Source organism: Chelatococcus daeguensis (assembly GCF_001887265.1).
GTDB lineage: Bacteria > Pseudomonadota > Alphaproteobacteria > Rhizobiales > Beijerinckiaceae > Chelatococcus_A > Chelatococcus_A sambhunathii.
In genome coordinates, this window is record NZ_CP018095.1 from 2611566 (window position 1) to 2624068 (window position 12503).

The following is a 12503-nucleotide window of genomic DNA, read 5'->3' on the forward strand; positions in this document are numbered from 1 at the left end:
AGGGGCACACTGCCGCCCGCCATGGACCGGTGCGGCAGACCTGAACTAGGATCGCGGCGCGGGAAGATCACGGGCAGGCGACCAAACAGCCATGACAGCAAGCGTTGCCAGCCATCCGGAAGGGGACCGCACGATCACGGCGCCGCAGGCCGTCCTCTCTACCCCCGCGCGCCTTCTCATCGCTGCCTGGGGCATCTTTCTCGGCCTGCTGCCCCTGCCGCTCGCGTCGAACCGTCCGCTGTTCTGGTGCATCAACGCTGTCGTTGCGGGCTGCTTCGTCGCGGCCGTCGCCCTGCTACGACCAGCGCCCACGCGCTTCGATGGCCTGATTCGCACCGGCCTTGCCCTGAGCGCGCTGCTTGCCACCGCCCTTCTCGGCTGGATGCTGGTGCAGGCGCTGATGCCGCTCGCACTTGGCTCTCCCCTTGCTGATCCGATCTGGGCGGCGGCTGCGGAGGCCCTTGGCGAGCCGCTGACGGCCCGCATCACCGCGGCGCCCTGGCAGACGCTGCTCGCGGCGCTGCGCTTCGCCACGGCCGCCGCCGTCTTCTGGGTGACCTTGCGGCTCGCCACGCACCCGGGCGGCGCCGCGGCCCTCCTGCGTTGGCTCATGTGGGCGAGCGCCGCCTATGCGCTCTACGGCCTGGTGCTCAACCTCATGGGGTCCAGCACCATCCTCTGGTTCGAGAAATGGGCCTATCGCGATTCGCTGACCGCCACCTTCGTCAACCGGAATGCCGCCGCGGCCTATTTCGGCATCGGCCTTCTCGCCGCGCTCGCGGAAGCGATCTGCGCCGTCCGGCGGCGGTCGGCGACTTCGCTCGCCTATCTGCTTCTGCTCCTCGTGCCGCTCGCCATCCTGGCCAACGCCATCGTCCTCACCGGCTCGCGCTCCGGCGCGGCCGCAACGGCCCTTGCGGCGGGCGTCGGCCTGCTGCTCCTCGTCAGCGTCCGGCGCGCGCCTGTCCTGATCGTCCCGCTCCTCGCCGTCATGCTCGTCGGCCTGGCGCTGGCGACCCTGCATGTCAGCGGCGCCCATCTGATGGCGCGCATCGAGGCCGACGGTGGATCGGGCCAGTCACGCCTGTGGCTCTACCGCACGGTCGCCGAGATGATCGCGGCCCGGCCGCTCACCGGCATCGGCGCCGGCACCTTCCAGCTCGTCTTCCCGGCGTGGCGCGAGCCGGGGCAGGAGATGTTTCTCATCTGGGCTCAGGCCCATAACATCTACCTGGAACTCGCCGTCGAGCTCGGCCTGCCGGCCGCGGCGGCCATGCTCCTGCTCGTCATGCTGCTCATGCTGATGTGCGCCCGCGCGCTGCGCCGCTCCGAGAGCGACTGGCACGTCGCGCTCTTCGCCCTGACGAGCTGGCTCCTGCTCGCGGTCCAGGGCCTCGTCGATTTCGCGCTCCAGTACCAGGCGATCACCTTGACCGCCGCCGCCGCCCTCGCCATGGGCATCGTCAGTGCGGCCAAGCCGGCGAGCGAACCAGCACGACCACGCCAAAGCCGATAAAAATCAGCTTCTTGCCTGCCGTTCCGGAATCACTTTCTGCGCACGGCGCAGGCCGTTTTCCCTGACCTCGCGCAGAAAGAGAAGCATCAAGGGCAGGAGCGAACCGGCATAGCGGCGCCAGAGGCGACGCGGCTCCTGCAGGAGGCGGTGCAGCCATTCGAGCCCGAGCGTCTGCATCAGCGCCGGCGCCCGCCGCTTGCGGCCGGCAAGAAACTCGAGCGCCGCCCCGATGCAGAAGGCCGTGCCGCAGCTGCGCCCCTCCTCCAGAATGGCAAGCGCGAGCCGCTCCGACTGCGGAGAGCCGACGGCGAGGAAGACGAAGCGCGCGGGATGCTCCGCCACGAAATCGAGCGCAGCCCGCCACGCCAGCGGGTTATGGGCCAATCCCATGGGCGGGGCATGGAAGTGCCAGCGGTACTGTGGAAAATGCTGCTGCAGCGCCTCGCCGAGCGCGGCATTCGCGCCAACCACGGCAAGCGTGTCGCCCGGCACGAGCACCTCGGCGAACAGCCTCTCCATCACGTCGGTGCCGTTGAGATGAGGCAGGTCGAGCCCCACGAGCTTGCCGAGACGCTCGATCTGGTGGCTGTCGCACCAGCACATCCAGGCCGCCTCGTAGGCGCCCAACAGGTCCGGCTGGCGGGACAGACGCACGACATGATCGACATTCGGCGTCGCCACATAGGCGAAGCGGTCTGCCGGGCTGCAGGCCTTCAGCCGGTGGAGCACCGCATCCTTGGGCAGAAGATCGAAGGGGGCGCCGAGGAACTTGATCCTTGGCGCGGCGAGCGGCTCGCGCGCCGCCTCAGCGGGACTTGCGGATCGGGCTGTCGGCACCTTGGCCCTCTGTCTTGCCGATCGATTTGCGAGCCGTCTCGCCGGCCCGCCGGCCTTCCCGCTCCTTCATCATCGCGGCGGTGCGCGCGAGGGCAGAAGCAGCGATGTCAACCTCGCCGAGACGCTCGGCAACGTCGTCCGGCCCACCAGCGGCCGCGTGGCGCACAGCACCGCTGCGCTGCGAATGCGCCAGCTCTAGCAGCAGGACGAGCATGAGGCCTCCGTTGAAGGCAAGGACGGCCGTTCCGGCGCCGGCCGCAAGGCCGGACCATCCACCGGACGCGCCGCCCGCAATGCCGCCTGCGACCGCGGCGAGAAAGGATCCGCCGGCCCAGGCGACGGCCTTGCCGCGCCGACCGGCGACGAGACCAAGGACCAGTGCCCCGAGAGCGATGGTGATCAGCATGGCGATACGTTCCACGGTTCTGGGAACGGAACATTGGGGCAGGATATCCCTGCCGGAGCGCATTCAGGCCTCTGATTGAATCGACAAGACCTTACCATTGTCCCGAATGCAGCTCCAGTCTCGCGCCCGACTGCTAAGAAGAGGTTTCGTTCCACATCGACCGCGGCCAGAAGGATCGGCGGCATGTCACGTCCCCGACCCGGTCCAGAACTCCCGCGCGGCCGTCACAACGAGAATGACGAGATCGAGCAGGAGGGAATAACGACGGATGTAGGCAAGATCGCAGATGACGCGCCGCGTGGCGTGCGTCGGGTCGGTGACCGCACCCCGCCAACCGGCCAGCTGGGCAAGGCCCGTCATGCCGGGCCGCACCAGATGGCGGAGCGGATAGGCAGGAACCACGGTTTCGTAGCGCTCGCCATTGACCAGCATACCGACGGGATGGGCGCGCGGCCCCACAAGCGACATGTCGCCCCGCAGCACGTTGATCAGTTGGGGCAGTTCGTCGAGGCTGCGCTGGCGCAGCACGGATCAGAGCGGCGTCACGCGCGGATCGTTGACAACGGTGTGTTTCACGCCCGTCGGATCGCCCCTATCAGCGTACATCGTCCGGAATTTCAACATGAAGAACGGTCGGCCGCCAAGGCCGACGCGCGGCGAGCCGAAGAAGACCGGCCCCCGGCTCGTCGCCTTGATGAGAAGCGCGATGACGAGGAGGACGGGCAGCAGCAGCAGCAAGCCGCCGAGCGCGCCGGTGATGTCCATGCCGCGCTTGCATGCCCGCGCGGTTCGTGGCCAGCGAACGCCCCGCTCCGAAAGGTCCTCGGCAAGCGCCGCAAGGTCGGCCGCTTCGTACCCGCCGCACCTCGCGGCCAGAAACCGATCCAGCCAGGACGGCGTCTTCACGCCACCTCCCGACGGTTTCTGCCCCAGCGTCGCCCTCTGGGCGCCGCTCCACGTCGACAACCGCATGAAGCAACTCATCATGCCATACGAACCGACGCCAATCCCCCACGGGACGGGCCCCTGCTCTTAGAACGACAGTTTAGATGATCTCCAAACAGGATACTACGGAAAGTTCTTGCCGTCGCGCGATCCTGAACCTTTGACGAATATCGTTAACATGAATGGAATAATGACGCAGAACAACTTCAGCGGTCGCCTTATCGACAAGCACAGGTCCATTCGTTACCGCTCGTCCCGGGAACTGCGTTCACGTTGAAGAGAGTAACGCGCCTTTCGGCCGAATTCGGCGGCTCGCCGTTGCACCCGCGTTCACCTTCCGATTCAATTTGACTTGATATCTTCTTTCCGTTCGGGCCCAATTCGAGCACGACGGTCACGGCCGGACGGGGCGTCCCATGCGTCATATCGATATCGCTGACCGCTTGCCCTCCCGCGCATCGCGCACGGCCCTCGTCACGGGTGGTGCAGGCTTCCTCGGCTCCCATCTTTGCGAGGCGCTACTGCACAAGAAATACAACGTCATCTGCCTCGACAACTTCTTCACCGGTGACCGCAGCAACGTCGAAGGTCTGCTGCACAGCGACAAATTCGAGATCGTGCGCCATGACGTGACCGTGCCGGTCCAAATCGAGGCGAACGAGATCTACAATCTCGCCTGCCCGGCCTCGCCGCTGCACTATCAGGCTTCGCCGGTGGAAACGACGAAGACGAGCGTCCTCGGCGCCATCAACATGCTGGATCTCGCCCGCCGCCTTGGCGTCCGGATTCTCCAGGCCTCGACCTCGGAGGTTTACGGCGACCCGACCGAGCACCCGCAGCGGGAAAGCTACTGGGGCAATGTCAACCCCATCGGCTCGCGCGCCTGCTATGATGAAGGCAAACGTTGCGCCGAGACGCTGTTCTTCGATTATCACCGCGCCCACGGCGTACCGATCAAGGTGGCCCGCATCTTCAACACCTACGGGCCGCGCATGCATCCCAACGACGGGCGCGTGGTCTCCACCTTCATCGTGCAGGCGCTGACCGGGCAGGATCTGACGATCTTCGGCGACGGCACCCAGACGCGCTCGCTCTGCTACGTCGATGATCTCATCCGCGGCCTTGTCGGACTGATGGAAACCGACGGCAATGTCACCGGCCCCATCAATCTCGGCAATCCGGAGGAGGTGTCGATGGCGGAACTGGCGGAACTCGTGATTTCGCTCACCGGCTCGCGCTCGCATATCGTGCGACGCCCGCCGGCAGCGGATGATCCCCGCCAGCGCCGCCCCGACATCTCGCTGGCCGACGAGGTGCTCGACTGGCGCCCTACAGTGCCGATGAAGGTCGGCCTCGGCCGCACCATCGAGTATTTCGACGCCCTCCTGTCGCAGCGTGCGCCAGCGGTCTTTCCGTAACGACCGCCCGGCGCAGGCGCTCAGAAGGTGCCCGGATAGGCACCGCCGTCCATCAGCCAGTTCTGGCCGGTGATGTAGCCGGCGTGCACGCTGCAGAGGAAGGCGCAGGCTGCACCGAACTCGTCCGCTGTGCCGAGGCGCCCGGCCGGATTGGCCGCTGCCATGGCCGCGATCTCCTCTTCCAGCGTCCGCCCGCTCTGGGCGGCGCGCGCCGCAGCCGTACCGCGCAGCCTGTCTGTTTCGAACGGTCCTGGCAGCAGGTTATTGATGGTAACGCCGTACCGCACTGTCTTGCGCGACAAGCCGGCGATGAAGCCTGTGAGGCCGGAGCGCGCGCCGTTGGAGAGGCCGAGGATGTCGATCGGTGCCTTCACCGCGCTCGAGGTGATATTGACCACGCGGCCGAAACCGCGCTCCATCATGCCGTCGACCGTGGCCTGTATGAGCGCGATCGGCGTCAACATATTGGCGTCGAGCGCCTTGATCCAGTCCTCGCGCGACCAGTCGCGGAAGTCGCCGGGCGGCGGACCGCCGGCATTGTTGACGAGGATGTCGGGCGCCGGACAGGCGGCAAGCGCCGCCTCGCGCCCCTCAGCGGTCGCGATATCGCCCGCGACCGTCTGCACCCTGATGCCCGGCGCGGCGCGGCGGATCTCGTCCGCCGTCCTCTCCAAATCCGCAGGCGTGCGCGCCGTGATGGTGACATTGACGCCTTCGCGGGCCAGAGCAAGGGCGCAGCCCTTGCCGAGACCCTTGCTCGCCGCACAGACGAGGGCGTTGCGCCCTGCGATGCCGAAATCCATTGCTTTTTTCCCTCGTGGTCGGTCCGCTCAGCGAATGAACTGGTCGATGTAGTCGGCGCCGAGGCCGTTCTTGGAATAATGCGCCCGGCACTTGTCGATGCGCGTGAAGACGTCGTCATAACCCACCGTCCTGCCGTCCGGATCGACGTAGATCATCGCCCCGTTGACCTGGAACAGGGTGATCATCTCCTCCACATGCGGGTCGACGACGAGCGTGTGCGTCTCTCCCGGCGCCTCGTAGGCATAGGAGCCCTCGCGCGCCACCCAGTCGTGCTCCAGATAGCGCCACTCGCCCTTCAGCACGAAGGCGTGCACCGGCTGCGGATGGCGGTGGCGCGAGAGCACACCCGACTTGCGCACCTTGAGCAAGTTCATCCAGTAGCCGCGCGAGGCGGCCATCAGCAGCGGCCGGAACCAGACGTTCTCCTCCACCGGCACCCAGATGCGCTCGTCGTTGGGAATGGCATGGGGGATGACGAGCTCCGGCGGCGATTCCCTAGGCTGCGGATGGCGATAGGGCAGCCACTTCTCGTCGATACCGCCGGCGGCGGGATCTTGCCCGTTCATGTCTTCTCCTCCCGAAATCAGACCGTGAGATAGCCGCCATCGATGGCGAGGATGGCGCCGGTGATGAAGCGCGCCGCGGGCGACGCGAGGAAGACGGCGCCGCCCGCCACCTCCTCCGGCGTGCCCCAGCGCCCCATCGGCGTGCGGGAAAGAATGGCGCCGCTGCGCTCCTTATCCTTCTGCAGCGCCTCCGTCAGCGGCGTCGCGATCCAGCCGGGCGCGACCGCGTTGACGCGGATGCCGTCGGCGGCCCAGGCGGCAGCGAGGCTCTTCGTGAGCTGCGCGATGCCACCCTTGGAGGCACTGTAGGCCGGCACGCGCGGACCGCCGAAGAAAGACAGCATCGAGGCGACATTGACAATGGCGCCGCCGCTCTGCGCGAGCTTCGCCTTCGCACCGGCGCACATGCGCATCGTGCCGTTGAGATTGATATCGACCACGTCGGCGAAGACCTCGGGCTCGAACTCGACATCGCGGCGAATGACGCCGGCCGCATTCACCAGCACGTCGAGGCGCTCGAAGCCCGCAAGGAGGCCACTGATGGCTTCATTGTCGCGCACGTCGAGCGGCACGAAGGTGAGCCGCTCCCCGCCAGCCTCCGCGGCACGCTCGCATTCGGCGGCCGTCGCGCCCGTCGCGACGACGCCGGCGCCGAGAGCCGCAAAGGCCCTGGCGCAGCCGAGGCCGATGCCGCTCGTGCCACCCGTGACCAGCACGGACCGGCCGGCGAAGAGATCGGCCGCGAAAGCCTGAGTGATCGCCGGGCCCGAGCCCGGTGTCGTTGCCGTCATGTTTCCTCCAGGCCGCGCCGCCGGCGCGGAGGCCTCTTTGGGCCGATTGTTGCACGGGCTCGCAGCCCTTGGCCCTAACATCGACCATGTCGGCGCCGAACGCCATTCGCGGGATGCAGGCGCGGGTTGTGCTGGCGCGGCAGCTCGCCCGTTGCCGCGCTCCGCGCGCTTGGCTTGCGACTGTCTCGGGCGCTTGCCAGAATTCCATGACGCCCGCAGGCCGGCTCTGCCGACGGGGCTATCGACCGGGAAATCGCATGGGGACGGAACTCTCGCCGCGCCTGCGCGCCATTGTGGATGCCCTTCCACTGTCCAATGGCCTTCGCGTACTGGAAATCGGCTGCGGGCCCGGCGCGATGGCCCGCGCCATCGCGCAACGCATCGGCGACGGGCATGTGCTGGCGATCGATCGCTCGGCCAAGGCCATCGCGCAGGCACGAGCGCTCTCACAGGAGGAGATCGCTGCGGGGCGCCTGAGCCTGCGCCAGATGGCGGCCGAGGAATTCGAACGCGCGCCCGGCGAAGCGCCCTACGACATCGCGGTTGCCATTCGTGTCGGCGCGCTGGACGGCCGCTACCCCGAGGCTGGCCGCAGGATCAGGCGCCGCCTCGTCGCGGCCCTGTCGCCGCAGGGGCGGCTGTTCATCGACGGTGGCGATCCCCTGCGTGAGATCGCGCTCGACGATTGATCCTCTGTCTTTGCTAGCGATACGGCTGCTGACCGTCAGTCATGGATGGGAAGAGTCTCGCGCCCTCTCCCCCGTAACCCGGAGAAGCGACCTGGTCTCGCGACGGGACCGGTCATATCGCCTGCCGCCGCAGCCGCGGAACGGACGACATCCTTCCGTCGCCCATTGGGTCGGCAGCGCCCGCTTCTCCGCGCCGGAACGTCAGCCGGGCAACCGGGCGATGAACGGTACCATCGCAGAAAGTTTCAATTTCACTGAGTTGATGGTGGGCGCACTAGGGCTCGAACCTAGGACCCGCTGATTAAGAGTCAGCTGCTCTACCAACTGAGCTATGCGCCCATCAACATGCCGCGCCAGCCATTGCCGGCGGAACGAGCGGGGAAGTAGCAAAGACCGCGGGACTTGTCCAGCAGGTCCTGTTCATTTTTCCGTCACGGCCACGCGGCTGTGGATAGCCGCGGGCCGGGACAGGTGCGGCCCGGCAATGCCGGGCCGCCTTTCCTTATTCGGCGGCGTGGGCGTGCAGCCGCTCGCCGCGCATCAGCAGCTTGTTGAGGGCCGCGAGATAGGCGCGCGCCGACGCGACCAGCGTGTCGGGATCGGCGCCCCGGCCGGTCACGGACGAGCCCTGCGCCGAGAGCCGCACCGACACCTCGGCCTGGGCATCGGTGCCCTCGGTCACCGCGTGCACCTGATAGAGGTCGAGCACGGCCTCGTGCGGCACCAGCGCCTTGATGGCGTTGAAGGTGGCGTCGACCGGGCCGTTGCCCTCCGCCTCCTCGGTGCGGATCTCGCCGCCGACGTCGAGCTTCATGGTCGCCCGTTGCGGGCCGCGCGTGCCGGCGATGATCGACAGCGACACCAGCTTGACGCGGTCGTGCGCCGTCAGGATCTCCTCGTCGACGAGCGCCTCGATGTCCTCGTCGTAGACGTTCTTCTTGCGGTCGGCGAGGTCCTTGAAGCGGCGGAAGGCATCCTCCAGCGCGTTCTCGCCGAGGTCGTAACCCAGCGCCTTCAGCTTCTCGCGGAAGGCGTGGCGGCCCGAATGCTTGCCCATCACCAGCGAGGTCTTGTTCACGCCGACGGATTCGGGCGTCATGATCTCGTAGGTCGAGGCGTTCTTCAGCATGCCGTCCTGGTGGATGCCGCTCTCGTGCGCGAAGGCGTTCCGCCCGACGATCGCCTTGTTGTACTGCACCGGGAAGGACGTCACCGCCGAGACGAGCTTGGAGGCCCGCGTCAGCATCGTCGCGTCGATGCCGGTCTCGTAGGGCAGAATGTCACGGCGCGTCCGGATGGCCATGACGATCTCTTCCAGCGCCGCATTGCCGGCGCGCTCGCCGAGACCGTTGATGGTGCACTCGACCTGGCGCGCGCCGCCCTCGACACCGGCCAGCGAATTGGCGACCGCGAGGCCGAGGTCGTCGTGGCAATGCACCGAGAAGATGGCCTTGTCGGCATTCGGCACCCGTTCGCGGATGGTCCGGAACATGGTGCGGTATTCGTCGGGCGTCGCGTAGCCGACCGTATCCGGCAGATTGATGGTAGTGGCGCCGGCTTTGATGGCGGCCTCCACGCAGCGGCACAGGTACTCGACCGGCGTGCGCGTCGCGTCCATGGCCGACCACTCGACGTCCTCGACGAGGTTGCGCGCCTGGGCCACCGTCGCGGCGATGATCTCCAGCACCTCCTCCTCGGACTTGCGCATCTGATGGGCGAGGTGGATCGGCGAGGTCGATACGAAGGTGTGGATGCGGCCGCGCTGCGCATGGCGCACCGCCTCCCCCGCCCGGGCGATGTCGCCGGGGATGGCGCGGGCGAGGCCGGCGATCACGGCGCGTTTGGTGCGCCGCGCGATCTCCGATACGGATTCGAAGTCGCCGACCGAGGCGATGGGGAAGCCCGCCTCGATGACGTCCACTCCCATCGTGTCGAGGAGTTCAGCGACCTCCAGCTTCTCCTCGAAGGTCATGGAGGCGCCGGGGCATTGTTCGCCGTCGCGCAGCGTCGTGTCGAAGATGATGACGCGGTCGCTCGCCTTCTTATCGGCGTCGGTCGTGGGATGGGTCATGGTGAACTGTCCTCTTCGGGCAGCACGGCACAGCGGCCGGCGCGTCGTCGAAATTCGTCGATGATCGAGATCTTCGCGTCATCCCCTGAGTGCCCAGGCATGCGTGCCCAGCCGGCGCTCAGGGGCGGCTAAGGAGAAGAAGCAGACCGGAAAGACGAAGAACGCCGAGCGCGCGCGACGATGCGGCGGCGGATGCCGCGTCTGCCATCGTCATGCTGGAGCCGGAAATGACCACGGCCCGTTCCCCTCGCGCTCGCCCAGCGCACCCGATGCGCTGGCGACATGTCCGGATTGCTTCTAAACGACGACACCCCGTGCTGACAAGCAACACTTTAGCGGCGAATGCACGGCAGGGCCCGTCGATCCGGCTCTTGCCATTGACGCGTCCCAATTGCCCGCCAAGGCTGCCGTGTCGCGATTCCACACCACAATGGAGAGGTTGAGACATGACGATCCGCGCGCTGCCGACGCTTTTCGGCGCAACCGTGCTGGCACTTTCCCTCGCCGCCTGCAACACGACGGGAGGCACGCCGGTGCCACAGCAGGCCGCCGCCACCCCGGCCGTGCCGCAGTTGCCGGGCGACAGCGCCTGCGCCCGCGAGATCAACACCTTCCGCGAGATCACCCGCCGCGACGTGGACACCGGCTATCTCAGCCCCACCGTCTACGCCAAGATGACGCCGGAAGTGGACAAGGCCGCGAGCACCTGCACGAGCGGCGCCGACCGCGACGCGGTCGCCATGCTGGCCGCCACCAAGTCGCGCTACGGCTATCGCTGAGCCGGACGACCGGCGGCAGGCTGCGCTTCGAACCTGCCGCCTGCTGCCCGCTTCCTCACCGCGGGCCGTCCAGCAGATGCTGCAGGAAGACCTGCGTGAAATAGGGCATTCGCTCCGAATCGATGTCCGCCGGTGCCCGCACGACGTGCATTCCCGCCAGTTCCGGCTGCTCCTGCCGCGCCAGCCACGCATCAATCTGCGCACGAAGCACGTCTGCTGGCAGGGGCGAGCGCACCGGGCGCATCAGTGCGGTGCGCGCGCCGTGAAACACGGCTGTCCACGTCTCCGCGATGACGACATCGTCCTCGCCGAGCCCGGTCTCCTCGAGGAGTTCCCGGCTGACGCTGCCGGCGAGGTCCACGCGCCGGTCGGGCAGGACATCACCCGGATCCGGCGTCCCGGCGGGGAAGTAGATGCGTCCGGCGTTCGCCGTATGGTCGCCCATGATGCCGAGCAGATAGGGTCCGTCGGCTGCCTGCAGCGCCGCCATGGCGAAGCAGTTGCCCGCGCTGCCGGGAGGAAAGTCGAGATCGCGCATGGCGAGGAAGCTCGCATAGTCGCTTTCCCGGTAGCGCACCTTGAGGATGCCGTCCTCTACCCGCCGTTCGCAGCAGATCAGCACGCGCCCGTTGTAGAGCGCCGGGCTCTCGGCCGTCCGGCGCGCCCAGTGCGCGTCGATCGCCGCCCTGTGCTCCTCGGCCCAGGGCCAGGCCCCCTCTTCGCACCAGGCCTCGACGCCGGCGAGCGGCAGGATCATCGGCTCTTCGATCACAGGAACAGCGCTCCCTCGCTGACGACGACGGCCGCGCCGCCGATGGCGGCCTTGACAAGCGTCCCGCCCTCGACCGTCAGCGTCAGCTCGATCTGGGAGGGGCGCCCCATGGCATAGCCCTGCTCGATGACGAGGATGTGTTCCCCGTCCGCCGGCGTGTCGTAGTCCATGACCGCGCCGGCGAAGGCCGCCACCGCCGAGCCCGTCGCCGGATCCTCTCCGATGCCGAGGTCCGGCGCGAACATGCGGGCATAATAGGCATGGCCGGCGTCCACCGGCTCGCGGCAATAGATGAAGGCATTGGCGCGTGGCCCGTCGCCGAAGGCGGCATCCCAGGCGGAGACCCGCCGCCGCGCCCGGTCGACCGCCGCCCGCCCCGCCACCGGCACGATGGCATAGGGCACGCCGGCCGAGTATTTGGCCGGCTGGTGCATGCCGAAACCGATGTCCTCGACGGCGAGGTCGAGCGCCGCGGCAAGGGCTGCGGGCGAGGCAAGCTCGCTCAGCCGCTCCGGCAGGCGCGGCAAGGTGAAGGTCGCCCGCCCGTTACCCTTGCCGGCGATCTCGACGGCGCAGGGGACGAGGCCCACCTTCTCCTCGAGCGTAAAGGCGAGGGCACCGGGGCTCGGCCCGTGGTCGATGAGCCCGAGCAGTACCGCGGTGCCGACGGTGGGATGGCCCGCGAAGGGCAGTTCCGCCGTCGGCGTGAAGATGCGCAGGCTGGCACGATGGTGCGCATCCTCGGGCGGCAGCACGAAGACCGTCTCGGACAGATTGAACTCCTTGGCAATGGCCTGCATGCCGGCATCGCCGAGCCCCTGCCCATCGAGCACGACGGCGAGCGGATTGCCACCGAGCGCGGTGTCGGTGAAGACGTCGAGCGTGAAGAAGCGGCGTCCCATCGTCTCA

At 67.8% G+C, this 12503-nt stretch carries 12 protein-coding genes, 1 tRNA gene and 1 pseudogene; 4 read left to right on the forward strand and 10 right to left on the reverse strand.

From position 1 onward, the window contains the following. Positions 1 to 91 precede the first annotated feature (91 nt). Positions 92 to 1516: an O-antigen ligase family protein gene (locus tag BOQ54_RS12425; protein WP_071924001.1), complete on the forward strand. Its 1425-nt coding sequence runs from the start codon at positions 92 to 94 to the stop codon at positions 1514 to 1516. A gap of 3 nt (positions 1517 to 1519) precedes the next feature. Here BOQ54_RS12425 and BOQ54_RS12430 read toward each other — a convergent pair whose 3' ends face one another. The 3 genes and pseudogenes from BOQ54_RS12430 to BOQ54_RS12440 all read right to left on the reverse strand — a co-directional run bounded on the left by BOQ54_RS12430 (position 1520) and on the right by BOQ54_RS12440 (position 3746). Beyond that, complete coding sequence (locus tag BOQ54_RS12430) at positions 1520 to 2353, reverse strand: WecB/TagA/CpsF family glycosyltransferase (protein WP_055457408.1); 834 nt, start codon at positions 2351 to 2353, stop codon at positions 1520 to 1522. Continuing rightward, positions 2322 to 2759 (reverse strand): hypothetical protein, encoded by a 438-nt coding sequence (locus BOQ54_RS12435; RefSeq protein WP_055457409.1) that lies wholly within the window; start codon positions 2757 to 2759, stop codon positions 2322 to 2324. Before BOQ54_RS12435 ends, BOQ54_RS12430 begins: the two co-directional genes overlap by 32 nt. 186 nt (positions 2760 to 2945) lie before the next feature. Beyond that, positions 2946 to 3746 (reverse strand): annotated as a pseudogene (locus BOQ54_RS12440) (sugar transferase). A 374-nt stretch (positions 3747 to 4120) separates the two neighbouring features. On the opposite strand from BOQ54_RS12440, the gene BOQ54_RS12445 reads away from it, so the two are divergent. Beyond that, complete coding sequence (locus BOQ54_RS12445) at positions 4121 to 5122, forward strand: UDP-glucuronic acid decarboxylase family protein (protein WP_055457411.1); 1002 nt, start codon at positions 4121 to 4123, stop codon at positions 5120 to 5122. A 20-nt stretch (positions 5123 to 5142) separates the two neighbouring features. Here BOQ54_RS12445 and BOQ54_RS12450 read toward each other — a convergent pair whose 3' ends face one another. Genes BOQ54_RS12450 through BOQ54_RS12460 form a run of 3 tightly spaced genes read right to left on the reverse strand, consistent with a single transcriptional unit; the run spans position 5143 to position 7283 of the window. Beyond that, positions 5143 to 5925 (reverse strand): SDR family oxidoreductase, encoded by a 783-nt coding sequence (locus tag BOQ54_RS12450; protein WP_055457412.1) that lies wholly within the window; start codon positions 5923 to 5925, stop codon positions 5143 to 5145. 27 nt (positions 5926 to 5952) lie between these two features. Further along, positions 5953 to 6492 (reverse strand): 2,4'-dihydroxyacetophenone dioxygenase family protein, encoded by a 540-nt coding sequence (locus tag BOQ54_RS12455; protein ID WP_063189224.1) that lies wholly within the window; start codon positions 6490 to 6492, stop codon positions 5953 to 5955. A gap of 17 nt (positions 6493 to 6509) precedes the next feature. Beyond that, positions 6510 to 7283, reverse strand: coding sequence for an SDR family NAD(P)-dependent oxidoreductase (locus BOQ54_RS12460; protein WP_063189227.1), 774 nt, complete (start codon positions 7281 to 7283; stop codon positions 6510 to 6512). Between the two features lie 257 nt (positions 7284 to 7540). Here BOQ54_RS12460 and BOQ54_RS12465 point away from each other — a divergent pair, with 257 nt between their 5' ends. Continuing rightward, positions 7541 to 7972, forward strand: a complete 432-nt coding sequence (locus BOQ54_RS12465) for an SAM-dependent methyltransferase (RefSeq protein WP_071924002.1) — start codon at positions 7541 to 7543, stop codon at positions 7970 to 7972. A gap of 263 nt (positions 7973 to 8235) precedes the next feature. Here the strand turns inward: BOQ54_RS12465 and BOQ54_RS12470 are convergent. Together BOQ54_RS12470 and BOQ54_RS12475 are read right to left on the reverse strand one after the other, a co-directional pair. Next, positions 8236 to 8311, reverse strand: a tRNA-Lys gene (locus BOQ54_RS12470). 163 nt (positions 8312 to 8474) lie between these two features. Then, complete coding sequence (locus tag BOQ54_RS12475; protein WP_071924003.1) at positions 8475 to 10043, reverse strand: 2-isopropylmalate synthase; 1569 nt, start codon at positions 10041 to 10043, stop codon at positions 8475 to 8477. A gap of 446 nt (positions 10044 to 10489) precedes the next feature. Here BOQ54_RS12475 and BOQ54_RS12480 point away from each other — a divergent pair, with 446 nt between their 5' ends. After that, the gene (locus BOQ54_RS12480; RefSeq protein WP_071924004.1) at positions 10490 to 10822 is read left to right on the forward strand and encodes a hypothetical protein; all 333 of its coding nucleotides are present in this window, start codon (positions 10490 to 10492) and stop codon (positions 10820 to 10822) included. A 55-nt stretch (positions 10823 to 10877) separates the two neighbouring features. Here the strand turns inward: BOQ54_RS12480 and BOQ54_RS12485 are convergent, their stop codons facing one another. Continuing rightward, complete coding sequence (locus BOQ54_RS12485) at positions 10878 to 11594, reverse strand: hypothetical protein (RefSeq protein ID WP_055457417.1); 717 nt, start codon at positions 11592 to 11594, stop codon at positions 10878 to 10880. After that, positions 11591 to 12496: a PhzF family phenazine biosynthesis protein gene (locus tag BOQ54_RS12490; protein ID WP_055457418.1), complete on the reverse strand. Its 906-nt coding sequence runs from the start codon at positions 12494 to 12496 to the stop codon at positions 11591 to 11593. Before BOQ54_RS12490 ends, BOQ54_RS12485 begins: the two co-directional genes overlap by 4 nt. Between the last annotated feature and the right edge of the window lie 7 nt (positions 12497 to 12503).

What these genes read in the sequence shown, in the direction of transcription:
- BOQ54_RS12435 (WP_055457409.1), bottom strand. Translation starts at nt 2,759, where the DNA reads ATGCTGATCACCATCGCTCTCGGGGCACTGGTCCTTGGTCTCGTCGCC.
- BOQ54_RS12445 (WP_055457411.1), top strand. Translation starts at nt 4,121, where the DNA reads ATGCGTCATATCGATATCGCTGACCGCTTGCCCTCCCGCGCATCGCGC.
- BOQ54_RS12490 (WP_055457418.1), bottom strand. Translation starts at nt 12,496, where the DNA reads ATGGGACGCCGCTTCTTCACGCTCGACGTCTTCACCGACACCGCGCTC.
- BOQ54_RS12425 (WP_071924001.1), top strand. Translation starts at nt 92, where the DNA reads ATGACAGCAAGCGTTGCCAGCCATCCGGAAGGGGACCGCACGATCACG.
- BOQ54_RS12480 (WP_071924004.1), top strand. Translation starts at nt 10,490, where the DNA reads ATGACGATCCGCGCGCTGCCGACGCTTTTCGGCGCAACCGTGCTGGCA.
- BOQ54_RS12455 (WP_063189224.1), bottom strand. Translation starts at nt 6,492, where the DNA reads ATGAACGGGCAAGATCCCGCCGCCGGCGGTATCGACGAGAAGTGGCTG.
- BOQ54_RS12465 (WP_071924002.1), top strand. Translation starts at nt 7,541, where the DNA reads ATGGGGACGGAACTCTCGCCGCGCCTGCGCGCCATTGTGGATGCCCTT.
- BOQ54_RS12460 (WP_063189227.1), bottom strand. Translation starts at nt 7,283, where the DNA reads ATGACGGCAACGACACCGGGCTCGGGCCCGGCGATCACTCAGGCTTTC.
- BOQ54_RS12475 (WP_071924003.1), bottom strand. Translation starts at nt 10,043, where the DNA reads ATGACCCATCCCACGACCGACGCCGATAAGAAGGCGAGCGACCGCGTC.
- BOQ54_RS12450 (WP_055457412.1), bottom strand. Translation starts at nt 5,925, where the DNA reads ATGGATTTCGGCATCGCAGGGCGCAACGCCCTCGTCTGTGCGGCGAGC.